20 protein-coding genes and 1 tRNA gene are annotated in these 25,186 nt (G+C 68.5%); 7 read left to right on the top strand and 14 right to left on the bottom strand.

The window, feature by feature from the left end; genetic code table 11:
• Window positions 1-15: 15 nt before the first annotated feature.
• The 3 genes from ACX1DX_RS13725 to nagB all read right to left on the bottom strand — a co-directional run bounded on the left by ACX1DX_RS13725 (window position 16) and on the right by nagB (window position 2,047).
• A complete protein-coding gene (locus tag ACX1DX_RS13725; RefSeq protein ID WP_459397037.1) occupies window positions 16-789 on the bottom strand; it encodes a DUF3027 domain-containing protein in 774 nt (257 codons plus the stop codon).
• Window positions 790-1,173, bottom strand: coding sequence for a cold-shock protein (locus ACX1DX_RS13720; protein WP_076063845.1), 384 nt, complete (start codon window positions 1,171-1,173; stop codon window positions 790-792). It abuts the gene before it with no gap.
• Between the two features lie 88 nt (window positions 1,174-1,261).
• Window positions 1,262-2,047 carry a glucosamine-6-phosphate deaminase gene (gene nagB / locus ACX1DX_RS13715; protein WP_076063843.1) on the bottom strand — a complete coding sequence of 262 codons (786 nt, stop codon included), beginning with the start codon at window positions 2,045-2,047 and terminating at the stop codon, window positions 1,262-1,264.
• A gap of 216 nt (window positions 2,048-2,263) precedes the next feature.
• Between nagB and ACX1DX_RS13710 the strand changes: the two genes are divergently transcribed.
• Window positions 2,264-3,022 carry a hypothetical protein gene (locus tag ACX1DX_RS13710; protein WP_459397036.1) on the top strand — a complete coding sequence of 253 codons (759 nt, stop codon included), beginning with the start codon at window positions 2,264-2,266 and terminating at the stop codon, window positions 3,020-3,022.
• 5 nt (window positions 3,023-3,027) lie between these two features.
• Here ACX1DX_RS13710 and ACX1DX_RS13705 read toward each other — a convergent pair whose 3' ends face one another.
• Together ACX1DX_RS13705 and ACX1DX_RS13700 are read right to left on the bottom strand one after the other, a co-directional pair.
• Window positions 3,028-3,549 carry an NUDIX hydrolase gene (locus tag ACX1DX_RS13705; protein ID WP_459397035.1) on the bottom strand — a complete coding sequence of 174 codons (522 nt, stop codon included), beginning with the start codon at window positions 3,547-3,549 and terminating at the stop codon, window positions 3,028-3,030.
• A complete protein-coding gene (locus ACX1DX_RS13700) occupies window positions 3,530-4,237 on the bottom strand; it encodes a copper homeostasis protein CutC (RefSeq protein WP_076063770.1) in 708 nt (235 codons plus the stop codon). Before ACX1DX_RS13700 ends, ACX1DX_RS13705 begins: the two co-directional genes overlap by 20 nt.
• 48 nt (window positions 4,238-4,285) lie before the next feature.
• Between ACX1DX_RS13700 and ACX1DX_RS13695 the strand changes: the two genes are divergently transcribed.
• Entirely contained in the window at window positions 4,286-4,816 is a 531-nt protein-coding gene (locus ACX1DX_RS13695) for a GNAT family N-acetyltransferase (RefSeq protein ID WP_076063772.1), read from the top strand.
• A 62-nt stretch (window positions 4,817-4,878) separates the two neighbouring features.
• Here ACX1DX_RS13695 and pulA read toward each other — a convergent pair whose 3' ends face one another.
• The 7 genes from pulA to groL all read right to left on the bottom strand — a co-directional run bounded on the left by pulA (window position 4,879) and on the right by groL (window position 19,911).
• Window positions 4,879-11,193, bottom strand: coding sequence for a pullulanase-type alpha-1,6-glucosidase (gene pulA / locus ACX1DX_RS13690; protein ID WP_459397034.1), 6,315 nt, complete (start codon window positions 11,191-11,193; stop codon window positions 4,879-4,881).
• A gap of 124 nt (window positions 11,194-11,317) precedes the next feature.
• The gene (locus tag ACX1DX_RS13685; RefSeq protein ID WP_459397033.1) at window positions 11,318-12,421 is read right to left on the bottom strand and encodes a Wadjet anti-phage system protein JetD domain-containing protein; all 1,104 of its coding nucleotides are present in this window, start codon (window positions 12,419-12,421) and stop codon (window positions 11,318-11,320) included.
• A complete protein-coding gene (locus tag ACX1DX_RS13680) occupies window positions 12,418-15,753 on the bottom strand; it encodes an ATP-binding protein (RefSeq protein ID WP_459397032.1) in 3,336 nt (1,111 codons plus the stop codon). The genes ACX1DX_RS13685 and ACX1DX_RS13680 overlap by 4 nt, the downstream gene beginning before the upstream one ends.
• Window positions 15,750-16,391 carry a DUF4194 domain-containing protein gene (locus ACX1DX_RS13675; protein ID WP_459397031.1) on the bottom strand — a complete coding sequence of 214 codons (642 nt, stop codon included), beginning with the start codon at window positions 16,389-16,391 and terminating at the stop codon, window positions 15,750-15,752. Before ACX1DX_RS13675 ends, ACX1DX_RS13680 begins: the two co-directional genes overlap by 4 nt.
• On the bottom strand, window positions 16,357-17,847 hold the full coding sequence (locus ACX1DX_RS13670) for a DUF3375 domain-containing protein (protein WP_459397030.1): 1,491 nt from the start codon (window positions 17,845-17,847) through the stop codon (window positions 16,357-16,359). Before ACX1DX_RS13670 ends, ACX1DX_RS13675 begins: the two co-directional genes overlap by 35 nt.
• Before the next feature lie 38 nt (window positions 17,848-17,885).
• Window positions 17,886-18,041, bottom strand: a complete 156-nt coding sequence (locus ACX1DX_RS13665; RefSeq protein ID WP_459397029.1) for a hypothetical protein — start codon at window positions 18,039-18,041, stop codon at window positions 17,886-17,888.
• 244 nt (window positions 18,042-18,285) lie between these two features.
• Window positions 18,286-19,911 carry a chaperonin GroEL gene (gene groL, locus ACX1DX_RS13660; RefSeq protein ID WP_076063776.1) on the bottom strand — a complete coding sequence of 542 codons (1,626 nt, stop codon included), beginning with the start codon at window positions 19,909-19,911 and terminating at the stop codon, window positions 18,286-18,288.
• A gap of 207 nt (window positions 19,912-20,118) precedes the next feature.
• On the opposite strand from groL, the gene ACX1DX_RS13655 reads away from it, so the two are divergent.
• On the top strand, window positions 20,119-20,571 hold the full coding sequence (locus ACX1DX_RS13655; protein ID WP_459397028.1) for a hypothetical protein: 453 nt from the start codon (window positions 20,119-20,121) through the stop codon (window positions 20,569-20,571).
• A gap of 4 nt (window positions 20,572-20,575) precedes the next feature.
• Here the strand turns inward: ACX1DX_RS13655 and ACX1DX_RS13650 are convergent, their stop codons facing one another.
• On the bottom strand, window positions 20,576-20,848 hold the full coding sequence (locus ACX1DX_RS13650) for a DUF3263 domain-containing protein (protein ID WP_182762399.1): 273 nt from the start codon (window positions 20,846-20,848) through the stop codon (window positions 20,576-20,578).
• Window positions 20,849-20,964: 116 nt separating this feature from the next.
• Here ACX1DX_RS13650 and manA point away from each other — a divergent pair, with 116 nt between their 5' ends.
• The 3 genes from manA (at window position 20,965) to ACX1DX_RS13635 (ending at window position 22,882) form a co-directional block, all read left to right on the top strand.
• A complete protein-coding gene (manA, locus tag ACX1DX_RS13645; protein WP_459397027.1) occupies window positions 20,965-22,143 on the top strand; it encodes a mannose-6-phosphate isomerase, class I in 1,179 nt (392 codons plus the stop codon).
• A gap of 40 nt (window positions 22,144-22,183) precedes the next feature.
• Window positions 22,184-22,256, top strand: a tRNA-Thr gene (locus tag ACX1DX_RS13640).
• Between the two features lie 17 nt (window positions 22,257-22,273).
• Window positions 22,274-22,882 carry a class I SAM-dependent methyltransferase gene (locus tag ACX1DX_RS13635; RefSeq protein WP_182762404.1) on the top strand — a complete coding sequence of 203 codons (609 nt, stop codon included), beginning with the start codon at window positions 22,274-22,276 and terminating at the stop codon, window positions 22,880-22,882.
• 93 nt (window positions 22,883-22,975) lie between these two features.
• Here the strand turns inward: ACX1DX_RS13635 and ACX1DX_RS13630 are convergent, their stop codons facing one another.
• Complete coding sequence (locus tag ACX1DX_RS13630; protein WP_459397026.1) at window positions 22,976-23,713, bottom strand: DedA family protein; 738 nt, start codon at window positions 23,711-23,713, stop codon at window positions 22,976-22,978.
• Window positions 23,714-23,942: 229 nt separating this feature from the next.
• Here ACX1DX_RS13630 and ACX1DX_RS13625 point away from each other — a divergent pair, with 229 nt between their 5' ends.
• On the top strand, window positions 23,943-25,034 hold the full coding sequence (locus tag ACX1DX_RS13625) for an ABC transporter ATP-binding protein (protein WP_459397025.1): 1,092 nt from the start codon (window positions 23,943-23,945) through the stop codon (window positions 25,032-25,034).
• Window positions 25,035-25,186: the final 152 nt, after the last annotated feature.

Raw genomic sequence — 25,186 nt, 5'->3', positions numbered from 1 at the left:
GCGGGCTTTCCAGTCTCAGTCGAAGAGGCTCTCCTCGACATTCACCGTGTCGAACGCGGGAGCCGGCAGTTCCTTGGGGCGCTGCTCGGCCACGACGTCGGAGTGCCCGCCACAGCCGTGGTCCAGCGACACGACGTGTCCGTCGGACGGCGAATATTCGTTGGTGCAGGCGCCGAAGATGACGCCCAGCGAGCCACGGAGGGGCACGAAGTAGGCGCACGTGGCGCAGTTGGCGGGGGCCTCGCGCGACATCTCGTTGTGCGGGCCCGCCTCACCGCGGCACCAGCGCTCGACGGCCTCGTCGCGACCGACGCGGCTCAGCACCCGCTGGCGACCGAGGCCCAGTTCGGCGACGGTGGTGCGCAGCTGAACCCATTCCGACGGGTCCGCGTCAGCCGGCAGGTCTGTGGCGGCGAAGCCGGGCTCCAGACGTGGGTCGTTGTCCGGCGTGGCCATGAGCATGCCCGGCGCGATGTCGCCGGCACCGATCCGTTCCTCCCACGGCACCCAGTCAGGCGCGAGGAGCGCGGCGGGCTGCGGCAGCAGCACGACCTCGTTGACGGTGACCACCTTGGAACGCGAGGCGCGCACCAGCGTCACGGCCCAACGCCAGTCGGCGTAGCCCGTCAGGAGGCACTCGAAGGAGTGGGTGACGATGCGGTCGCCCTCTTCAGCGACCACACCCAGGTGGGCGCCGACGGCCTCGTCACCGCCCTCTTCGACGGCAGCTTCGCGGGCGAGGTCGACGGCCTCGGCGGTGACGGCATCCAGTTTGAAGGGTTTTGCCATTTACAGCTCCAGTTCGTCGGCGACGCGGCGCAGCAGCGAAGCGACCTTGGAGGCATGCTTGCTGTCTGGGTGGCGTTGATGGCGGTAGTCGTTGCCGATGGTGTCGAGCATCTTGATCAGGTCCTCGACGATGATCGTCAACTGTTCGGGGTTCTTGCGCTGGGCCTTGGACAGCGACGGCGGGGTCTCCAGGACGTGGAGGCTGAGCGCCTGCTCGCCCCGGCGGCCCTCGATCACGCCGAACTCGACGCGCTGCCCGGGCTTGAGGGAGGTGACCCCGTCAGGGAGCGCGTTGGAGCGCACGTAGACATCGCCACCGCCGTCTTTGGTGATGAACCCAAAGCCCTTCTCAGCGTCGAAGAATCGCACTTTACCGGTTGGCACGTCGCCCCCACTTCTCAGAGAAAATCCAGTGACGGCACAGTCTAGTCGCTTGGGCAGCTGGCTGCCCAAGCGACGTGGGCCGGGCGGGTCAGGCCTTGCCCGTGAGTTGCTGCTTCAGCGCGTGCTGGGCCTTGAACTGCGCAGCGTATTCGAGTTTCGAGGCGGCGGCCTCGTCGACGATCACGATGCAGTTGGGGTGGAACTGCAGGATGGAGGCCGGCATCACGTTGGCGACGGGCCCCTCGACCATGGCTGCGATGGCGTCGGCCTTGTGCTCACCGGTGGCCACCAGGACGGCCACGCGGGAGTCCATGATGGTGCCGAGACCCTGCGTCATGCAGTGCGTGGGGACCTCGTCGATGGAGTTGAAGAAGCGCGCGTTGTCCTCGCGGGTCTGCGCGGTGAGGATCTCGACGTGGGTGCGCGAGGAGAAGGACGAGAACGGCTCGTTGAACCCGATGTGGCCGTTGGAGCCGATGCCCAGGATCTGCACGTCGACCCCACCGGCGGTCTCGATGGCCTCGTCGTACTCGTCAGCGGCGGCCTCCAGGTCGTCGGCGAAGCCGTTGGGCACGCGCACGCGGTCAGGATCCATCCCGAGCGGCTCGACGACGGTGCGGTGGATCACGTTGCGGTAGCTCTCGGGGTGCGCCGGGTCGATGCCCACGTACTCGTCGAGAGCGAAGCCGAGGCCGTGTGAGAAATCGATGATGCCCTCGGTGGAACGGCGCGACAACTCCGCGTACAGCGACAGCGGGGAACTGCCCGTGGCGAGGCCCAGGACCGGAGTTGCGATGCCCTCCAGGTTCTCGATCACCTTGTCTGCGGCGACCTGACCCACCTGGTCAGCGTTCTCGACGATGATAACTTCCATGGTTTTTTCCGAATCTTCACGAATCTGATTGCCGAAATGTCCGGCTTTGCATCCCGCCACCCTATTGTGCGCAACGTGACCTGAGCATATCCTGCTCATTTACCCCGTGAAGTGAACAGGAAATGTGCGCACCGAGGTACAGGGGAGAGGTTTGTCCGTACGTTTGCCCAACCTGACGTTCCGACCCCGTTGCCGCAGGGCCATTACGATGAATCCATGGCGACATGGAAGGACGGCGCGGCCTACGCGCCCGTGGAGAGACCGGACGGGTTCGCGACCCCTGTGGTGGGCCCCCTGTCGTCCGGCGAGCCGTACCGGGCGGAAACCCCCGGCCCCATCGGCCACCCCACCGGCTTCGACCCGCTCCCCCCGCAGCAGCCGCTCAACCTCATCGGCGACCGCCCCTCGAGCATGCGCGACCCGAGGGATGCCTTCACGGTGTACACGTCGCTCCTGACGGCAGATCCGGGCGGCGCCCCGGCAGGCCCGCGCAACCCGCTCACGCCCTTCCCGACGACTCAGTCCCCGCTCGACACGGCACCCCCGCCTCCCACCGGGCAGCCGCTCGACCCGCCTGGGCCGGCGTCCGCCTACCCGCCGCCCACAGTCCCCTCTGTACCCACCGGTCCGTGGGCTCCCCCGCCGTCGGTGGTGCTCCCGCAGACGGTTGGTACCCCCGTGCCGGTCACTGACAGCCACCGGGCGCTGGCCAGGGTCGCCTCCGTGCTCTGCTTCGTCGGGTTCCTCGTCAGCAACACCTCCGCGTTCATGCTGCTGGCCGCCGGAGTCATCGGGCTGCGCACCAAGCCGCTCACGAAGGCGCTGGGCTACGTCGCCACCAGCGTCGGTGCATCCGGGCTGCTGGTGCAGTGGTACCTCGCCGGGCAGCCGTCGCCCCTGTTCACCACGCTGTGGGGCTTCATCGCGCTGGGGTGCAGCATCGGCTTCATGCTGTATTCGCTCAGGGGGCGTTGAGCCCTTCAGCTTCGGGCCGGCACCGTGGATTCCTCGATCTCGCCGAGGTCGAGCGCCTCGCCGTCGTGGGCCGCAAGCAGAGGCAGTTCCGCGGGCCAGACGTCGGCGGGCAGCGCGTCGAGCGGGAACCACCGCGTTTCGACGCGCCGCTTCGCCTCGGCCTCGCTCAGGGCCGCGTGCACCGGATCGAACCGTGGCACGTGCAGCCGGTAGTAGGTCTCGTGCTGGATGAGGACGCGGTCTGAATAGCCATGGGTGACGGTGCGGGTGGCGACTGGCCGTCCCAATTCCTCTGGGTCGACGGTGAGCCCGGTCTCCTCGTACAACTCGCGCGCGGCCGCCTGGGGGGGCGACTCACCGTCGTCGATGCCGCCGCCCGGGGTCTGCCAGAAACGGGAACCCGGAATGCCCGGATCCGTGTCGCCCTGGAGGAGCACCTGCGGCTGCGCCCCTTCCGGAGACGACAGCACGATCACCCGGGCGCCACGGCGGCGCTTGACGCGGCGCTCAGTGGGGCCTGCGGACATGCGCCACCTCGGTGTCGATGAGGTCGCGCCAGCTCTCCACCAGTTCGGTGTCGATGTAGGCCTTGAAGGAGCCGCCCGGGCGCGCCGGTGACCCGATGTGGAAGGCGCGCACGCCCGCCCGGACCAGCCACGGCACGTGTTCCGGCTTGAGGCCGCCGCCGGCCATGATGAGGCGGGCCACCTCCTCGTCCGCCTTCGCGCGGCGGATGAGGTCGTCCAGTCCCTGCTCGACGCCGCGCACGGAACCGGCCGTCAGCACGTGCGTGAGCCCCGGCAGCGTGCGCACGTCCTGCCAGGCCTTGGCCGCATCGAGGCAGTGGTCGATGGCGCGGTGGAAGGTCCAGGGCAGTGAGCCGTCGCCGACGAGCTCCGAGACCACCTCGCGGTCCACCCGGTTCGCGCCGTTCAGGAAGCCGAGCACCACCCCGTCGGCGCCGGCGTCGCGGTAGGCGGAGATGAGCCCCTTGAGCCGGGTGACCTCGCCCCCGTCTGTGCCGAAGCCCGGCCTCAGGCGCACCATCGGGCGGAGATGGATGGTGGTGGCGCGGCGCACCTTGTCGACCATGCGGGGCTCTGGGGAGAGTCCGTCGTCGTCCATGGTGCCGACCAGTTCCACGCGGTCTGCGCCGCCGGCTTCGGCGCGCTCGGCGTCGGCGGCGTGCAGTGCGATGACCTCCAGCAGGCTCATGTTCACAGCTTGCCAGGTTTGCGCCCGTGTTAGCGATAACATGAGCACGTGCCCGTACCCGTGTTGACCACGCCCACACCCGACGACGCTGAGGGCTGGTTCGATTTCCTCGTCGCGCAGCAGGAGGCGACCTACGCCGGGACCGTGCCGACCGATTTCGCCGAGCGCCAGCGCGCCTACCGCGACGAGTGGGTGCCCGGCCTGGAGGCGCGTTTCGCCAACCCCGGTTCCGCTCGCGCCCTCGTCGCCAGGGTGGACGGTCAGATCGTCGGCATCGCGTCGATCACGGATGCGCCGGCCAGCTGGGAGGTGGAGAACGACCTCCTGCCCTCCCCCGCCACCCGCCAGCTCGACAGGTTGTACGTCTCCGCTGATTTCCACGGCACGGGGCTGGCCGACGCCCTGTTCAGCAACGTGGACGACGGCCGCCCCATGTACCTGTGGCTCATCAACGGCAACGAGCGCGCCAGGCGCTTCTACGCACGGCGGGGCTTCTCAGACCTGGACGAGCAGTTCATGGCCGGCCCCAGCTGGGGCGGGGTCGCGATGCACCGCATGCTGCGCAGCATGTCGCGCTGAACCCCACAATGCAGTGACGCCGGCCGAGCAGTGCTCGACCGGCGTCAGCGCTTATCCGGGGATCAGCGGAACATCACGATGTTGTTGAACACCCATTCGTTGTTCTGGCTGAAGACCCAACCGCCGCCCTTCTCGGCCTCGACCGCCGTGTAGACGGTCACCTCGGCGTAGGACCGGCAGCCGTTCCCGCCCGTCTGGGCGGTGTCGCACTCGGTGCGCCACCTGCGGCCGTCCGTCGCCGTCCACCCGTTGGTGACCGCCAGCGGGTTGCCCTGCCACTGCTGCCGGGTCATGTACGGCAGGTAGGTCAGGTTGTTGAACGCCCATCCGGTCTTCCGCACGAACTTCCCGTCCTGGATCACCACGACGGTGGCCCAGATCTCCGTGCGGCACCGTTCTGTCTGCGAGTACTTCTCGCAGGTGGTGTTCCAGTCGCGCCCGTTGAGGCCCTTGTGCAGCCCCGGCAGGGTGTACGGAGCGCTGCGCACGAAGGCCGGCGGGCCGGGAGGCGTCGTCGGGGGCTTCGTGGTGGGCGGCGCCGACACCGGCGGGGTGGGCTTCGTCGGCGGGGTGGTGGGTGCCTGCTCCTGGTCCTGCACGAGGACGACGACGGACCGGGCCGGGATCGTCAGCGTGCCGGTGGACGAGGTCCAGGAGGTGGTGCCCAGCGTGGCGTCGGCGTCAGGTCCGTCGGTGAGGACGGGCGAGAGCGCCATGTCCACGCCGGCCATGCCGTCGACCTGTTCCGAGAGTGCCTCCGGGGTGGCGTTGAACGCCACGAGGAGCCCGTCGACCGCACCGTCCACGTCCGTGCCGACGGTGTCGTCGATGCGCATCAGGATGAGGCCCGGCGTCTGGTCGGCGCCCGCGTTGGGGAACGTGACCTTCTGCGCGATGTCCTCAGCCGTGCCCAGCGTGAGAAGCGGGTAGGTGGAGCGCAACTTCAGCAGCTCGAGCGCACGGGCGCGCGAGGTGGCGATGTCGCCTGGGGACGGCGTGTTCGCCGGGTCCTCCAGGAGCGGCCGCATCGCGTCCCACTTCGCACCGTTCTTCTCCTCCGGAGGCAGGCCCACGCCGAAGTTGTTCGACTGCATGGACCAGTCGAGCGCATTGAAGTGGTCGCCGGAGTTGTAGGAGTCGCGGTCCATGGACTTCGAGCGCAACAGGTCTGTGCCCGCATGCCAGAACGACGGGGACTGGCCGAGCGCGACGGTGGCCAACGAGAGCGTGTTCATCCGCACCCGCGTGTCCATCGTCGAATCGGTGGGCAGCTTCCAGACACCCAGGTCGAACAGCGTTTCGTTGTCGTGCGCATCGACGTAGTTGACCGACTCGGACGGCTGCGTGGCGTAGCCGGCCGGCTGGCCGTTGTAGTCCAGCTCGCTGCCCTTCTGGACGGTGCCCGCCGACGTCTCGAACGAGAAGTCGGCCAGGTTGCCGGCCATCCCGAGGCGGATGAGGTCCTGGCGGTGCCGCAGGTCCGCCCGCTGCTCGTCGGCGCTCCGGGTGCTCACCCCGTTGGGGTCGGTCAAGAGGCCCGTGCCGAAGCCCTGGAATTCGGACTTGTTCTCGTCGAAGGGCCCACCGCCGTGGACGGCGTCGCGCAGCCGGTCGTTGAACGCCCCGATGCCGGTGCCGTCCAACTGCCCCTGCGTGGCCTGGTGGAAGCGGGCGTTACCCGCCACCTCGCCGAAGTCCCAGCCCTCGCCGTAGAGGTACATGCTGCTGCCGTCGACACCGTCTGCCTCGACGGTGAGCTCATCGAGCGCCGCGCGGACGGCCTCCATGTTGGCGCGGGAGTGGTGGCCCATGAGGTCGAAGCGGAAACCGTCGACGTGGTAGTCGCGGGCCCACGTGACCACGGAGTCGACCATCAACTGCTCGGCCATGGCGTGTTCGGTTGCCACGTTTTCGCAGCAGGTGGACTTTTCGACGCTGCCCGTCAGGCTGAGCCGGTGGTAGTACCCCGGCACCACCTGGTCGAGCACCGACTTGTCGGCCTGCCCAGACTGCGCGGTGTGGTTGTAGACCTCGTCCAGCACGACCTGGAGGCCCATGCCGTGCAGGCCACCCACCATCTCGCGGAAGGCGGAGGTCCGCTTCCCGCCGATCTGGTTCGCGTCGGAGGCGTAGGAGCCCTCCGGCGTCGAGTAGTGGAACGGGTCGTAGCCCCAGTTGAACGCGTCCTGGTCTGCCACGGCGGTCACGGCCGCCTGCTGCTCCTCGGAGGCCGGGCCGGCGTCGGGGACGACCGGCTCCACCTGCTGGGTGCGGTCCTCCTCGATGGTGGCGATATCGAAGCTGGGCAGGAGGTGGACGGTGTTCATGCCGGCCTCGGCCAGTTCGGTGAGGGCGGCCACGCCGTCGCTGTCCTCCAACGCGAACGCCTCGTAGGTGCCGCGCAGCTCCTCAGGGACGGTTTCGTCCGTGATGGAGAAGTCGCGGATGTGCAGTTCGTAGATCGTGCGGTCGACGAACTGGTCGATCACCGGCGCCTCGTTGCCCGTCCAGATCTCCGGCGCCCAGGCCGGGTCGTCGAGGTCGACGAGCACCGAGTGGGTGGAGTTGAGGGTGAGGCCGATGGAGTACGGATCCGTGACCACGTTGCGCTCGATGCGGTCCAGCGACGGGACGAAGACGCCCACGTCGAACTGGTACGCACGGTTCTTCCAGCCGGCCTCGCCGGTGAGCGTCCAGGTGCCGTCGGCCTGCTCGACCATCGGCACGCGGGTGGGCTCGCCCGAGCCGGTGGAGTCGGCGAAGAGGAGCAGGTCGACGTCGGTGGCGGTCGGCGCCCAGAGGCTGAGCGACGGCACCCCCGCGGCGAAGGTCACGCCGAGCTCGCCGGCGCGCGCATCCGACGCATACAGGTCGTCGAGCACGCCCGGGATCTGCAGCCCGGTGAACGCCTCGGGCAGCCCGTCGGCGTTGCGCTGGATGACGGCGAGGTCGCCCTTCAGGGCTTCCTCGACCGCCGCGCGGTCGGCGTCGAGCTTCAGCGCCAGGAAGCCGCGCAGGTGGCCGCGGACCTCGAGCTGGGCCGCGGTGAGACCGGTGGCGTCGTAGGTGAGGTCGCCGAGCTTGGCCGCGGGCGCCCCGGTGCTGCTGGTGACGACACCGTCGACGAGCGCAAGCCCGCCGTCCGCGTCGGCCCAGAGTTCCCAGGTGCGGGTGGCCGGGTCACCAGCGGCGACGGTCGCCGGCCAGGCGACGGTCTGCTGGTCGATCCAGTGGCCGAGCAGTTGATCGGTGCCGGCCAGCGGCGGATCCTGGACGGTGATCTCGAGCAGGTGGCTGTCGATGTTGTAGGCGAACGACACGAGCTTGTTCGCCGCCGTGGTGAACGAGTAGTTCCCTCCACCGGGCACGCCGCCGACACCGTAGTTCTCGGCCCACGACTGACCGTGGGCGACCTTCACCTCGTAGGTGGCGGCCGGAAGGGAGGTGGTGGACCAGGTGTAGTTGCCGTCGCCCGTCGGGAACATGAGCGTGGCGAGGCACTCAGGCTGCCAGTCACCCGGGCACCCCGCTGCGGCGTTGAAGCTGCCGGGGAGGGTGATGACGGGGCTCTGGGCGGTGTTGAAGAACAGGTGCGTCACCGGGTCGTAGAAGAACGTGACCTCGGTGGCTTCGGTCAGCGTGTACAGCGAGTTGCCCCCGCCGGGCACGCCACCCACGCCGTAGTTGACGTCCCAGGAGCCGCCCACCGCCACCTTGTACTCGTAGCTGCCGGCGGGCAGCGAGAACGTGCCCGTGTAGAGCCCGCTCACCGGATCCAGCGCGAGAAGCGCCTCCGCGCAGTCCGGCTTCCAGTCTCCGGAGCAGCCCATCGCTGCGTTGTGGTTGCCGGGGACGGTCACGGCGGTGGACCAGTCGATCTCACCGGCGTCGGGGGCGGTCGCACCCAGGTCGGTCCCGACGACGACGGTGGTCGAGGCGGCGACCCGCACGCCGCTGGCGTCGGTGCTCACCGCCCGCACCTCGAGGACGGTGCCGGGAAGATGCGCACCGAAGTCGCCGAAGACGCGCGGCTGGTCGGTCTCAGCGGTGCCCAGCGGGGTGTAGCTGCTGGAGCCGGCCACGCGGTAGGCGAAGGAGGTCTCCGCCCAGCGGTCGTCGGCGATGTCCGCCATGAGCGGCACCAGGCCGTCGATGGGGGCGCCGGAGGTGACGGCGATCTGCTGGGCGTCGCCAGCAGGCGCGACCGGGGCACCGGCCTTGTAGACGACGGCGCTCAGCGCGGGAACGGTCAGGGTGACCGAGCCGTCGACGTTGGTCACGCCCGTGGTGGCGCCGTAGAGCGGAGCGTAGGTGGCGCCGGGCGTCAGGGTGGCGAAGTCGACGGTCTGGGGCGTCGTGGCGTTGTTGACGGCCACGAGGTACTCGACCTTCTCGGTGCGGTCGACGCGGGCGGCGGCGTAGACGCCGGCGCCGGATTCGGCGTAGAGCTCCGTCTGCGCACCGGTGGAGAGCGCCGGGTGCGCACGGCGCAGGCCGGCCAGACCAGCGATGTCGTCGTAGAGCACACCGTCGGTACCGAAGTGGGCCCCACTGCCGGCGGGCGAACCGTCGATCAGGGAGTTGTCGAGGTAGCTGGGCACCTGCGAGGCGAACATCGACTCGCGGGCGTGCTTATCGTCTCCGTCGCCGACGAAGCCCTGCTCGTCGCCGTAATAGACCACCGGCTGGCCGCGCGTCAGGAACATCAGTTCGTGGGCCAGCTCGGAGCGCTGCTGGCGGTCCGCGGAGTCGCCCAGGAGGAAGCCGACGCGGCCCATGTCGTGGTTGCCGAGGAAAGTGGGCAGGCTCGACGACGACGAGGTCGCCGTCGTGTAGTAGTCGTCGGCCGCGAAGAGGCCGGACAGGCCCTGTGCCGTGAAGCCCTTCGCGTAGCCCAGGGCGCTGGATTGGTAGGCGAAATCCAGCACCGAGTTCATGTCGGAGTTGCGGACGTACGGCGAGAGCAGGCGCGCGTCGGCGTCATAGACCTCGCCGAACATGAAGAAGTCGTCCTTGGCGTGGTCCTTGATGGACTTGGTGAACTCCTGCCAGAAGACGAAGTCGACGTGCTTGGCGGTGTCGATGCGGAAGCCGTCGATGCCGAGGTCGGTCCAGGCCTTGTAGATGGCCGTCATGCCGTCGACGACGATCTGGTTCTCGGTCATGAGGTCGTCGAGGTCGCCGAAGTCCATGTAGCGGGCGGGTTCGCCGGCCGGCCAGGCGGGGTCGAAACCGCGGTTGTGGTAGAGCGTCGGGTCGTTGAGCCACGCCGGGAACTTCGCGTCCTCCATGCCCGCCGGGATCTCCGGGTCGTAGGGGAACGAGCGCTCGTCGGGGTGCATCAGCGGCATGGCCGCGGTGCCCGGTGCGTAGGCGGCGGGGTCGAACTCCGCCCCGTTGATGTCCTTGTACGGGCTGGCCGCCTTGGTGACGTAGGGCGGGTTGGTGCCCTCGTGGCCGGCGTAGTGGATCACGTCGGCGGTGTGGTTGGCGATGATGTCGAAGTAGACCTTGATGCCCCGGGTGTGCGCTTCGTCGATGAAGGCGTCCAGTTCGGCGTTGGTGCCGAAGTGCGGGTCGATCTGGGTGAAGTCGGTGATCCAGTACCCGTGGTAGCCGGCCGACGCGTCAGCGCCGACGCCCTGCACCGGACGGTTCACGAACGACGGCGTGAGCCAGATGGCGCTCATCCCGAGGTCGTCGATGTAATCCAGCCTGTCGCGGAGACCCTGGATGTCGCCGCCGTTGAAGAACGCCTTGTCGGTGGGGTCGAAGCCGGTCACCAGGCGGTCGGTGCCACTGCAGTCGACGGGGAGCACGCCGTCGGCGGCGGGACCGGTGGCGATGCAGGCGTCGTTGGTGGTGTCGCCGTTCTCGAAGCGGTCCGTCATGACGAAGTAGAAGTTGTTGCCGGCGCCCGGGTCACGGAAGGGCGCAGCGACGAGCGCCGCGTCGGACTCCTGGTAGCCGGCCGGCAGGTCGGCGATGCCGAGGGAGACCTTGTTGGAGCCGTCCTCGAAGCTCACCGTGACCGCCGTGTCCGCGGCGAGGCGCAGGGGGTAGTTGCCCCCATCGAGGCCGTAGGCCTCATCCCACGCGTTGTTGATCGCGATCTTGAATTCGTAATTGCCTGCGGGGACGGTGAAATCGCCCGTCCAGAGGCCGTCGCCGTCGGCATCAGTGAGGGCCGTGGCGTTGCATGTGGCCTGCCAGTCCTCCGTGCAACCGAGTTCGGTCTGGAAGTCACCCACCAGGGTGACGGACTCGGTTGCGGCGGCGGCCGGCGCTGGGGGTGAGATCGCTGTGACCACTCCTGAGGTGGCCAGCAACGCTGTGATGGCGATGCCCGAGAACAATCGGGAGCGTAAACGCGACATCAAGGTGACTCCTTCGTCATGACGATTTTAACGTTCAAGGCTCATATCTTCTCATGCGCCGGGCCGAAGCTCAACACCCGTACGGACATTCCTCCGACCCAGCGGCCGGACCGGGCCAGGGTCCCTAGACGGACATGAGGGCTTGGCGGATGGCGTCGGCCGGCAGCCGCTCCTGCTCCAATCGCAGGTCCCCGGTGCGCAGCATCGCCAAGGCGCGGTGTTCCTCAGCGGTCAGGTATCCGATCGCTCCGCGGAACGGCACGGGCTCGGTCACGGCGAGACCGCGATACGCGGTCAACGTCGCCACGTCCATCAGGACTGAGCGGACATCCGGGAGCGCGGCTCGAAGGCGGCCGAGGATCTGGAACCCGTAGGTGTCCAGGTCTCCCCAGTACAGCTGCTCCGCCGCGGCCACCCACGCCACCCTCGCCAGGGTGGGGGCGGCGAAGCCCATACCGTGGATGGCCACGGTTCCCGACAGATCGGGCAACGACAGCAACGAGACCACGTTCTCGACGATGAGCACCCGCTGCGGCCGGAGGCCAAGCCCACGCAACCCCTCCAGGTCGACGGAGAACTGCCGCACGCCGTCGGCCTCCGGCGGCAGGTGCACGGTGAAGCGCGCCCCGATCCGGCGGAGCCCAGGCAAGCTCCCGGTGATGGCGTGGGCCAACTCCCCTACCAGGGTGCGGTGCCGCTCGACCCACTTGGTGTCGACGCCGGGCACCGGCAGTTCCCGCTCCCATCGGACCGTCTCCGGGTTCGCCTCCAACCATCCCAGCACGGCCATGAGCCGCACCAGATCCTCCTCCGGCAGAGTGGCCAGCGCCTTCACCGCCCGCGTCGCCGCCGGGTGCTGCTCCAGCACCGGCCACGCGTGGCGCAGGTGTGCCAGCGCCGCCGTCGCCCGCTCCCATGCCTCGGATTCCCCCAGGAGCCGCGCGACGGCGGGGCCGCTGAGGTGCGCACGGCTGGGGAGGCGTTGCCTCCCGAACGACGGCAGCGTCCGCTCCACCCACTCGAGGGTGACGCCGTCCTCTCCCTCCAACTGGCGCCACTGCCCGACCGCCAACGCCACCGCATCCGGGTCCGCGGCGAGCTCTCGTTGCGTGGGCGGGTGAAGCGGCCAGGAGGGCGGCCCGGTCGACTCCGGCATGGCCGCCCACTCCCGCCAGTTTCGGGCCCACTGCCGGGCGGCCCAGGCGCGGAGGTCCGCCACCGTCCTCACAGCAGCACCCCCTGCTCCGCCTCCGGCCCCTCGTCGATGGTGGGCCGGCTCGTGTCGAACGGCAACTCCTGCAGCGTCGAGCCACGCCCCGGTTGGTTCGCGACCATCACGACGCCGCCCACATGGTCTTCGATGGTCTGCAGCATCTTCATGGGCGTGGCCAGGAGCAGCTGGAACCCGAAGGTGCGAAACACCTCCAGGCCCGCCTGCGTGAACGTGTGGTCGGCCTTGTCGAAGGCCTCGTCGATGACGACCAGCGCATAGGTGGGGCGCAGCTCGCCGGGTGGGGCCAGCTGGAAGCGCAGGGCTGCGGCCAGGCAGAACGTCACGAGCTTCTGCCGCTCGCCGCCGGAACGTCCGCCGGAGCCGGTGAAGACGTCCACCTGCACGCCGTCGGGGTCCTGCACCTTGGCGCGGAACGCGACGTGCTGGCGCGTGTCCAGGCATCGCTGCCGCCACGTCTTGTCCGCCGGGTCATCGGAGCTGAGCCGCGCGAGGAGCGCCTGCATCTGCCCGAAGCGCACCTCCGCCGCGGCCCGCTCCGCCGCGCTGGCCATGGACACGGCGTCCATCACCGAGCCGGAAGTGATGTCGTTGAGCGTGGCCAGGAAGGCCGCCACGTCGGGCAGCGAGCGGTTCGTGACCTCAATCTGCAGGTACTCGTTGGGCGCGAACTCCGTCATGAGCAGGGACTTGTTGACCTCGTCCACCCGGCTACGGATCTCCCGGTACGCACCACGGATCTGCATGTGCAGCTGGCTGATGTTGTTGCGGGCCTGGTTCTGCAGGAGCGTGAAGAACCGATCCTCGAAGGCAGGCAGGCCGTCCGACTCGAGCGAGTCGAGGCGCGCCAGGAACTCCGGCAGGTAATCCACGGCCTCACCCCAATCTGCCGCCGCCCCCGGCCATTCGCGCCGATAGGTGCCCATGGCCCGCACCGCCCGGCTCTCCGCCTTGTTGGTGTGCTTGAGGTTCTCGTCAGAGCGTTCCCGGAAGCGCCGCCGCAGTTCCACCTCGAGCCTGTCGTCGGGCGCGCCCAGCTCCGCCGCCACACCGGCGAGCGCCTCCTCTGCCTCCGGTGGCATGGGGGCAGCGGCTTCGATGTCGGCCACCAGACGTTCGATCCGCTGCGCCACGGCCGCGAGCGCGTCAGCTGCCTTGCCGTGCTCGACGGCGAGGTCGTCGCGCCGTCGCCCCGCCGAGGTGAGTGCCACCTTGGCCCGCTCCAGCGCCGCCTCCAACTGGCGAAGATCGTGGTGTTGACTGCGCAACTCGTCGAGCTGTCGGTCTACATCGCCCAGTTGAGCGAGCACCTGCTGCAGGTCCGCCGAGGCCCAGTCGAAATCATCAAGGCGCTCAAGGAGGCGGCGGCGCAGCTGCAGCCGCTCCCCCTTACCGTCGAGCTCGGCCAGCCGCGCCTGCGTCTGCTCCTGGAGCTCGCGCTGCACGGCCAGCAGCCGCTCCAGTTCGGCTTCCTTGGCCTCGGTGGTGAAGCCCAGCACCCAGCGCGAACGGTCATCGACGCGCCGCCTGTCGTCCTTCTCGTGCAGGGCCGCCGAGTGCTTGACCTGGCCACGCCGCGTCACCGCCTTCGCGTGCCGGGCGAACCCCTCCGTCGACTCGACGCAGGCGTAATCGAAGCGCGCCGCCAACCGCTCCCCCAGCCATCCCTGATAGGGCCCATCGGCCAACTCCAGCTTGGCCAGCAGCGATTCCCCACCGGCGCGCAACTGAGCGGCCGCGTCTCCCTCGTCCACCTTCTCGTAAACGAGGCGGGCGCCGAGGAAGTCTTCATCGATGAACTCGGCGGCCGCGCGGTAATGCCGCTCCGGCACCACCAGAGTGCGGGCGAAGGAGCCCAGCACCCGCTCGATCGCGCCCGTCCAGGGCGCCTCCTCCTCGCGCACCTGCACCAACTCGCCAACGAAGGGGAGCCGCTCCTCGGCGATACCCAACTGCTCGGCCAGCCTGCTGCGCACCCGCAGCAGCCGGGCATCCAGGTTGGAGCGGTGCGTCCGCAACGCACTGAGGTCACGTTCGAGGACGCTGATCTGATCCGTGATCCGGCCACGCTCCGCCATCGCCTCGTACTGCCGCTCCCCGAACCGGGCGCGGCTCTCCTCATCTGATACCCGGATACCCTGCAATTCGCTCAGGAACCCCTCGGCCGTCGCGGCATCCGCCGGGAACGACAGCCCCAACTCGGTGGCGGCCTCCCGCCATGCGGCCGCCCGCGCCTCCTGCTGGGCGCGCTCCCGCTGCAGCAGACCCCGCACCTGCTCCAGCGTGGCCAGTTGGGCGCCACCCGACTGGTCGACAGCCCGCTGCGCCTGTTGCCGTGCCGCTTCCGCAGTGGTGGCCTCACGCTCGGCCGCAGACAACTCCTCTGCCAGCCGGGCGACGGCGGGCCGCTGCCGCTCCTCCTGCACCCGCGCGGCGGTCAGCTCCCGGCCGAGCAGCCAAGTGCCCAGATGCTGTTCCTCAAGCTCCAACTGACGCCTGGCCTTGGCCAGCGCCGACAACTGCTGGGCGGCACTGCGCAGCGGGCTCAACGCCTCCACCTGCCGTCGGGCGTCGACGACGGTGGCGTGTGCCTGGCTGAGCTCGCCGAACTGCTCGACCGTCTCGTCGGCCAACCGGAACGTCTCCGGCAGGTCGAGCATGAACTCCCGGAACAGGGTGTCGAGGTTGGTGAGGTTCTTGGCCGATTGCGTCTTGTGGAGCAGCACCTGCGCCTGTTCGCTGCCCATGCCGAGGTGCCGCCGGAAGCGCGCGGCGAAACCGGTGTAGGCGTCCGAGCTGTAGACGTCCCAGGCGGGGAAGGCGGCCTTGACACGGCGGTTCTCGATACCCGTTTCGACGTACGGCTTGAGGGCCATGACGTCGACCGGCTCCGACGCGAAGACGTACATCGACTTCAGATCTGCCGCGTCCGTGGAACCGGAGCGGATGTGGAAGAGGCGCAGCAGCGTGGCCTCGCTGCCGCGCTCGTCGGTGTAGGTCAGCGCGATTCCGCTCCAGGTGGCGCCGCGGCGCAGGTACGCGGTGCCCACCTCGCCCGTGGTCTCATCCGTCTCGCGCTTGTGGGCCCCGCGCACGTAGGTGAGGGTGCTGCGTTCCCGGTCCCCCGTATCCGTGCCCTGGGCAGCAGCGTTGAACCGCAGCTTCGCGGGACGTACCAGGATGGCCGCCATCGCGTCGAGCAGGGAGGACTTGCCGGCTCCCGAGGGGCCGGTCATGAGGAGCCCCTTCCACGGCACCGTGAAGCTCCACGCGCCGTCGAAGGTGCCCCAGTTGACCACCTGCACCCGGCTCAGCCTGTGTTGCGTCATGGGGCGGCCAGCCTCTCGAGATCTGCGGTGACGGCGGCCACCTCGTCGGCCCCGAAGACAAGGGCCAGCACGGGCGAGATCTCCCAGCGGTCGTCGCTGCCGGTGACGTTGAGCAGCACAGAGTTGGCCTTCATCTTGTTGATCGAAGCGGTGATGCGGTCGTCGAAGCCCTTGCGGTTGGTGGTGTCCAGGGATTGGAAGCCACGCAACTGATCCTCGATGTCATCGCGGCCCACGAAGGTGCGGGTGGCCTGCCCCTGACCGGCGAGCAGCGTGCGGCGCAGGAACAGCACGAGCACGGTGTCGAGCACCGTCAGCGGGTGGGCGCGCACCACCTTGGGCGCATCCTCCAGGTCCAGGTTGCGCACGAACGCCACCCCGGCGTCGAGATCCACGACCAGTTCGAGGTAGAGATCCGCGAGCCGTGAGCGCACCAGCGGCTCGTTGCGGACGAGCGCGTGCCAGAGGTGGGAGTGCTCCTCTGCGCGGAGGTATGGCCCGCGCAACAGCCGCAGCAGGACGCGCCTGGTCCCGGGGTCCAGTTCTCCCGGGTCGGCTAGGGGCTCGGTGAGGTCGTCGTCGAACTCGTCGAGGTCGTCGACCTCATCGGCCCGTTTGGGCGCGGGTTGCAGCGACATGGGCACTCCACTCGGAAGGGACGGTGAGGAAAACATATCGGGGCGCACCGACAGTGCGGTCCGTGCCTGTGGCGGAGGTCCATCGCCAGAGTTCCTGCCCACTGGCCGGTACCCCGTGCTGGGTGGCCAGCAGGAGAAGCCCCACGACAGAGGCCAGGCCCTGCGTGGCGGGGAACCGGCCCAGCACGTCCCCGACGGTGGCGCCCGGCACCTCTGCGACGGTTTCAGCGACGTTGCCCTGCAACTCCGCGAAATCGATCTCGGTCAGGCGGACGAGTTGGCGCAGGACGGCGAGGTCCAGCTCCCCGGTGAGGTGCTCCGTGACGTCCGATTCCGGGCGCATGTCTGCGGGGTTGTGCAGCCGCCAGGCGCCGATGGAAGAGATCTGCATCGACGTGAGGTCGAGGTCGCGACCGATCTCCGTGGTGGGGTGCACCGTGCGCAACGCTGCCAGCGCTGCCTGGTCCGCGCGGCTCAGGGCCTCGGCTAGACGCTTGTGCTCCCGGTACTCCTGCGTCTCGACGAACCGTCGAAGGCTGCGCGAGAAATCGGTGAGGCGCTGGCGCACCTGCGCACTCTCGCGCTGCAACACGATCAGGAACTGGCGCAGGAAGACCGCATCGGTGGCGGGCAGCTCGGTGGTGAAGCCCCGCTCGAGCACCGCGTCCACCGCGGTGTTGAAGCGATCCGCCAGGACGGGGTCGAGTAGCAGTTCGTGGAAGGCACCGAACGTGCGGCCCGCCTCCGAGTTCTCAATCACGTCCACGCCGTCGAAGATCTGGCCCAGCACGCCCGAGCGGGCACCGTCGTGGCTGACGATCTGCTCGCGGAGGTCCCGGTTGAGGGCCTCGAGGTCGTCGGCAACCTGGGCGAAGTCGCCCGGCACCTCGCTGGCCAGCCGCAGGATTTCGAGCAGGCGCTCACGTGCGGCAGCATCGGACATCGGCTCGTACTGCCCGGCCTCGGCGCGGCGGATCTGTTCGTCGAGCTCGGCACGTTGGGCCCGGAGCAGTTCGAGATGCCGCTCAGGGTTGGGGTCGGAGTCGCGAGCCAGGTCTCCGAGGAGCCCGGTGACGTTGCTCAACCGGGATGAGGTCACCGTCGATTGGGGCTGTTCGATGCTGAGGACGAAGCGCACCGCGTCTGCCGCCGAGCGGGACAGCTCCACCGTCTCCTCGCGCGCCGCTGTGGGACGCCGGACCAGGTAGCCGTCGCGCACCCAATCAGCGATGTACTCCTGCGCGGTACGCGGCGCGCTGATCCCGGTTCCGCGCAACTCGTCGAGGTCGTCCGCCACCATCAGCACGAACTCGGCGTATGGGATGGTGCGACGTTCCTCGAAACGGGCGCCGAGGATGGCCACGAGCACGGGCATCAGGTCCGCGCGTAGCAACCGGAGACCAGCAGTCTCGCTCGCGCGCCTGGCGACGGCACCGCCGCCCACGGCACTCACCATGACACCTCCGTTCGGCGCCCAGCGTAATCGCCCCTACCTCACAGCATCCACAACGCACTCACCGGCAAGGCGTAGAGATTGTCCTGCAGCCGTCGCCCCACCTTGTCCATCGTCAGGACGACCCCTGCCACCAGCTGATCCCCCAGCTTCTCCCGCAACCACGCCAGGTGCCGGTAGTCGTGACGCGATACCAACTGCGCAGCCTTCACATACTCCGAATGCTATGGCGCATTTGAAAACGGTGGCGGTCGCAGACTTAAAACGGTGGCAGCTCCCGCTTGCAAACGGTGGCAAGCCATAGCGGGAAACGGTGGCGGCACGACGAAGGGCGGCCCCTTGCGGGACCGCCCTTCTCGATTCAGGCGTTGAGAATCCTTCAACGGTTTCGACGCGTCCGCGCTCCTCCTTCGTCGGAGGCGGCCGGCTCAACCAGCGGGGTCAGAAGCCGCCCATGCCGCCCATCTCGTCCATGCCGGGAGCGCCCGCGGGGGCCTTCTCCGGCTTGTCGGCGATGACTGCCTCGGTGGTGAGGAACAGCGCGGCGATCGACGCGGCGTTCTGCAGCGCCGAGCGGGTGACCTTGGCCGGGTCGATGATGCCGGCCTCGACCATGTTCTGGTACTCGCCGGTGGCGGCGTTGAGGCCCTCGCCCGCGGGGAGCGAGCCAACCTTCTCCGCCACGACGCCGCCCTCGAGGCCGGCGTTGAAGGCGATCTGCTTCAGCGGAGCCGAAGCGGAGGCGAACACGATCTGGGCGCCGATGGCCTCGTCGCCCGTCAGGCCCTCAACCGAAGCGAGCTTCGAGGCCTGCAGCAGCGCGACGCCACCGCCGGGAACGATGCCCTCTTCGACCGCAGCCTTCGCGTTGCGGACAGCGTCCTCAATGCGGTGCTTGCGCTCCTTCAACTCGACCTCGGTGGCCGCGCCGACCTTGATGACGGCGACGCCGCCGGCCAGCTTGGCGAGACGCTCCTGGAGCTTCTCACGGTCGTATTCGGAATCCGAGTTCTCGATCTCGCGACGGATCTGGGCCACACGGCCTTCGATCTGCTCGGAGTCGCCGGCGCCTTCGATGATGGTGCACTCGTCCTTGGTGACGAGCACGGAGCGCGCCTGGCCGAGGAGGTCCAGGGAGACGGTGTCGAGCGACAGGCCGACCTCCTCGGAGACGACCTGGGCACCGGTCAGGATGGCGATGTCGGTGAGCATGGCCTTGCGGCGGTCACCGAAGCCGGGCGCCTTGACGGCGATCGACTTGAACGTGCCGCGGATCTTGTTGACGATGAGGCCGGCCAGGGCCTCACCCTCGACGTCCTCGGCGATGACGAGCAGCGGCTTGCCGGACTGCATGACCTTCTCCAGCACGGGCAGGAGGTCCTTCAGCGACGAGATCTTGGAGTTGGCGAGCAGGATGTACGGGTCATCCAGCGTCGCTTCCATGCGCTCGGCGTCCGTGACGAAGTAGGGCGAGATGTAGCCCTTGTCGAAGCGCATGCCCTCGGTCATCTCGAGGTCGAGGCCGAACGTGTTCGACTCCTCGACGGTGATGACGCCTTCCTTGCCGACCTTGTCCATCGCCTCGGCGATGATCTCGCCGACCGTGGGGTCAGCAGCGGAGATCGACGCGGTGGCGGCGATCTGCTCCTTGGTCTCAACGTCGATGGCGAGTTCGCCGAGCTTCTCGACGATCGCCGCGACGGCGGTCTCGATGCCCTTCTTCAGGCCAACGGGGTTCGCGCCGGCCGACACGTTGCGCAGGCCCTCACGGACCATCGCCTGTGCCAGCACGGTGGCGGTGGTGGTGCCGTCGCCGGCGACGTCGTCGGTCTTCTTGGCGACCTCCTTGACGAGTTCGGCGCCGATACGCTCGAAGGGATCCTCGAGCTCGATCTCCTTGGCGATGGACACGCCATCGTTGGTGATCGTGGGGGCGCCCCACTTCTTCTCCAGGACGACGTTGCGGCCCTTAGGGCCGAGGGTGACCTTGACGGCGTCCGCAAGCGTGTTCATGCCGCGCTCAAGGCCGCGTCGTGCGGCCTCATTGAATTCAATCAGCTTTGCCATGGTGTTCGGGAGTCCTCCCGTCGATGGGGCGGCTAGCCCCGGGTGTCTTCAGATGTCAGGTTGAACTGCTGGTGCCCGCGACGGACGGCCCTTCCGGGCCTCACCGCAATTCGGTAGCACTCAAACGTGAGAGTGCTAACCCCATTATTAGCACTCTCCCCGAGGGAGTGCAAAGCTTCTGGGGCATCGGTTCACTAGAGTGATCCCATGGACACGCCGCGAACCCTCCGGAATGTCGCCAACGCGCTCAATCTCTCCACCCCACTGGGGCTGGCACTGGGCCTTGTCGGCCGTGGCCGGCCCCGCCGTCAGGGCCACCTCATCGTGTTCGAGCAGGTGAAGCTGCCATTGGTCAACGCCAGCGCGATGACGGTGGGCGACGTCGTGCTGGTTCCCGGCCAGACGGTGGGCGAGGTCGAGGGGCGGATCCCTGACCTGCTCGCCCATGAGGAGGCGCATGCGTGGCAGTACGCCTACTGCCTGGGGTTGCCGTTCATCCCGCTCTACGTGATTGCGGTGGCCTGGTCCATGCTCCGCTCCGGGGACAGGGCCACGGCCAATCACTTCGAGGTACAGGCGGACCTGCTCAAGGGCGGCTACCGCGTGGGCACAAAACGCCCCCTGCGTGAGGGCTTGGCGGCGCTGAGGTTCCGTCGGTGACTGATCAGGCGTGGAGGCGGCGCGCCGAGCGCGCAGCCTGGCGTTGGCTCCGCATGCGGCGCAGACGCTTCACGAGCAGCGGCCGGTACGCCAGCGCGCGCGGGGTGTCGATCAGGGCGTTGAGTTGCTGGTAGTAGCGTGCCGACGACAGGGAGAAGCTCTCCATGATCGCCTGCTCCTTCGGCACCGCGGACGTGAACCAGCTGTCCTCGAAGTCGAGGATCGCGGCTTCGCGTTCGGTCAGGTCGACCGGCGTGTGCATAAGGGCCTCGGACATGACGGTCAGTTTAGCTGCAAACGACACCTGTGTCATTCAACTGCGGCAACACTGGTACCAGTCCGAAGGTAGAGTCGCCTCTGCCCGCACACCACGTCCCTAGGAGCCGATCCCCGATGCGCCGACTCACCGGCCATGTCCAGCACTTCGCCTGGGGCAGCCACACGGCCATCCCGGGGATCCTTCGCCGAGAGCCAGACGACCGGCCATGGGCCGAGTACTGGCTGGGCACTCATCCGGGGGGCCACGCCTTCCTCGACGACGGGATGGCGTTGGCCACCCACGTCCAGGAGAACCCGGAGGTGGTGGGCGCCGCCGCCCGCGCCGAGTTCGGCGACAGGCTCCCCTATCTCATGAAGATCCTGGCCGCCTCCACCCCGCTGAGTCTGCAGGCGCATCCCTCGCGGCAGCAGGCCGAAGTCGGCTACGCCCGCGAATCGCTGTTGGGACTCCACCCGTCGGAGCCCACCCGGTCCTTCAAGGACGACTGGCCCAAGCCCGAGGCGATCGTCGCACTCACCCCGTTCGAGGGCCTCCTCGGCTTCCGCGACCCGCTGGAGACGGCCGGCCTGTTCGAGGCCCTCGGTGTCGCCGACCAACTGGCCTCCGTCATCGGCCCGCTGCGCGACCGCGCCGCCGCCCCTGCCCTGCAGGAGGTCTTCCTGGACGTCCTCTCGCTCGACGAGCGGCGGCACCTGGTCGATGTTGTGCTCGCGGCAGCCGTGAACCTCCTCGAGGCCCCGGGCGCGCTGGGCGAGTTCGCCCGCACCGCCGTCGAACTCGACGAGCACTTCCCCGGTGACCCCGGCATCCTCGCCGCGCTCCTGATGAACCGCTTCACACTGCAACCCGGCGAGGCCGTGGCGCTGGAGCCCGGCATCATGCACGCCTACCTCCGCGGCGTGGGCGTGGAGATCATGGCCAGTTCGGACAACGTGATGCGCGGCGGCCTCACCCAGAAGCACATCGACGTGGACGGCCTGCTGCAGGTGGTCCGCTTCGAGCCCCTGCAGCCCACCGTCCTCGTCGCCGAGGGCGCGGACGGCGTCTACGTCTACCCCACGTCGTTCCCGGAGTTCGAGCTGTGGCTGGTGTCCCCCGTCGACGGTTCCCACCTCCCGGTACCGCGCTCAGACTGCGGTCGCATCGCGCTGGTCACGGCGGGCCGGTTCGTGCTCCAGGGCGACGATGGCGACATGCACCTGGAATCGGGCGACAGCGCCTTCCTCGCCGCAGACGAGGACGTCACGGTGCACGGTGAGGGCCAGATGTTCGTGGCCGCATCGGGCGCCTGATTCGGAATTCCGCGCCCCGGCTTGGCACAATAGGGCCCACGCCTCCTTAGCTCAGCGGCCAGAGCGCTCGCCTTGTAAGCGAGTGGTCGAGGGTTCGACTCCCTCAGGAGGCTCTGATTCAATTGCGCGCATGACCCCTGAGCCCAGCAAGTGGACCCGCATGATCCAAGCGGATCCCGATCACTCCCGCCGTTACATCCAGCGCTTCCGGACCATGGCGGCGCAGGGCAACGACCTCGACGGCGAGGCCCGCACCGTCGACGCCATGGCGCAGCGAGGCTCCCGCATCCTCGACGCGGGCTGCGGCCCCGGCCGGGTGGGCGGCAGGCTTCACGAGCTCGGCCACACCGTCGTAGGGATCGACGTCGACCCGGCACTGATCGAGGCCGCCGGGCAGGACCACCCCGGCCCGACGTGGGTCGTCGGGGACCTGGCGGAGATGGACCTCCCGGCGCAGGGCATCGAAGCCAACTTCGACGTGATCGTCTCGGCCGGCAACGTGATGGGCTTCCTGGCCCCCTCCACCCGGGTTGACGTGCTGCACCGCTTCGCGACCCACCTGGCAGAAGATGGACGCGCCGTCATCGGCTTCGGCGCCGGCCGCGGCTACGACTTCCGCGACTTCCTCGCCGACTGCGCGCAGGCCGGGCTCGAACTCCAGATCCCGCTCTCGACGTGGGACCTCCGCCCCTTCACGGAGGACTCCACGTTCATCGTCGCCATCTGCGGCAAGGCGTGAGAAAGGGGCCGACCGTGGGGTCGGCCCCTTCCAGGGATCTCAATCAGCCGAGCGGGGCATCACAGTGCCCGGGTTCCACTCCTTAGCCGGTTCTCAAGCGCCTTCACCCGAATTGGGCTTGGCACGACGCCGCTGGGCGAGCACACTCGTGAAAATCACAAAGACGATGAGCCCGAGCGCCACCCACATCGCTATCCGGGCGTAGAGCTCCAGGACGTCGACGATGGGAGCGCCGAAGCGCCACCCCAGCCAGAAGTACAGGACCAACCACAGCGTGGAGGCGATGTAGTCGTAGAGGAGGAACCGCCGCAGGCTCATGTTGGTGGCGCCGGACAGCACGAACACCACCTGCATCAGCGGCAGGGGGATCGGAAAATAGGCCACCAGGAAACCGAGGGGACCCAACTTCTCCGCCCAGCGCTCCGCGCGCTCGTAATTCCTCCGCGCACGCTTGGACTGGCCGGCCCAGACCTCGATGATGCCCCGCCCCCAGAGCTTGCCCGCCCACCAGTAGACCCAGTCGAATTTGAGGCCGAAGATCGAGGCGACCAGGAGCACGACGGGCCAGTGTGGCATGTCGCCCTGCGAACCCAAGGCACCGCTGACGGCGACGGCGGTTCGACCGCCGGTCAGCATGGCCAGCCAGTCCGGGGCGGCGGTGATCAGCCACGCGCGGGTGGGCAGCAGGACGAGCGAGAACAGGCCGATGAAGCCGAACCAGCCCAGGCACCAGTAGTCGGCCCGCCCCGGCTCCTTGCGCCAAGGCATGCCCTGGTCCTGCCACCACTGCTCGGTTCGGGGCTCTTCCGAGGACTTCGGCTCGTCGATCACGGGGTGAAGCCTACGTGAAACGCCCCCACCGTGCCCCGCCGTGGACGCCGCTGCGTTTGATCGATCCAGCGGCCGATCGTGACCAGTTTGTTACGACCAACAAGCGAACCCCGCTGTTGGCGATCAGTCCGGAAGGTGTAAAGTCCGGCTCAGGAAAACCTAAATACTTAGGGTTCCAATCCACAACGGATCGTCGGGCACGTACCTGCCCGTGGAAAGGACAAGTGGCATGGCCACCGTTAGTTACCGGGATGCCTCCCGTGTTTACCCCGGCTCGGACCGCGCAGCGGTCAACAAGCTGAACCTCGAGATCGAGGACGGCGAATTCATGGTCCTCGTCGGCCCCTCGGGCTGTGGCAAGTCGACCTCACTGCGTATGCTCGCCGGCCTCGAAGAGGTCAACTCGGGCTCCATCTTCATCGGCGACCGTGACGTCACGGATCTCCCGCCGAAGGATCGCGACATCGCGATGGTCTTCCAGAACTACGCCCTGTACCCCCACATGACTGTGGCGGACAACATGGGCTTCGCTCTGAAGATGCAGAACGTCCCCAAGGAAGAGCGCCAGAAGCGCGTCCAGGAAGCCGCTCACCTGCTGGGCCTCGAAGACTTCCTCTCCCGCAAGCCGAAGGCCCTCTCGGGTGGCCAGCGTCAGCGCGTCGCCATGGGCCGCGCCATCGTGCGTAACCCGCAGGTCTTCCTCATGGACGAGCCGCTGTCGAACCTCGACGCCAAGCTGCGCGTGCAGACCCGCACCCAGATCGCCGCTCTCCAGCAGCGCCTGGGCGTCACCACCGTCTACGTCACCCACGACCAGATCGAGGCCATGACGATGGGCGACCGCGTTGCGGTCATGAAGGACGGCATCCTGCAGCAGGTCGATTCCCCGCTGGCGCTGTACGACAACCCGAAGAACCTCTTCGTGGCAGGCTTCATCGGCTCCCCCGCCATGAACCTGATCTCCGGCAGGCGCGTCGAAGACGGCGTCCAGGTCGGCGACTACATCGTGCGCGTCCCCCGTGAGGTCCTGGCCCGCGCTGAGGGCGAAGAAACCCTCACCGTCGGCATCCGCCCGGAGGCCTTCAGCGTCGCCCAGGAGGGCATCGGTCTCGACGTCGCGGTGGTCGAGGAACTCGGCGCCGACTCCTACCTGTACGGCACCCTGGCCGGGCTCTCCGACGACGAGATCGTCAACGCCCAGCAGTTCGTCGCCCGCGTCGGTGCCCGCACCGCCCCGGAGAAGGGCCAGACCGTGCGCCTCACCGCACCGGCTGACCAGCTCCACGTGTTCAGCGACCGCACCGAAGAGCGCATCTCCTGATCGCTCGATCACTCGTGGAAGGGCCCCGGCGTCGCCGGGGCCCTTTCCCGTTCCCTGGGGTCCTCACCTGACAGCGAACTACCGCGGGCAGCGAGCAGCGCAGCGGCCCCGTCGGGATATCTTGGGGGACAGTTTGCAGAAAGGCCGAGTGG

This window comes from Tessaracoccus zhenghani (assembly GCF_054552775.1).
Note: the sequence above shows the minus strand (reverse complement) of the source record. Positions and strands in the feature narration are given on the sequence as shown.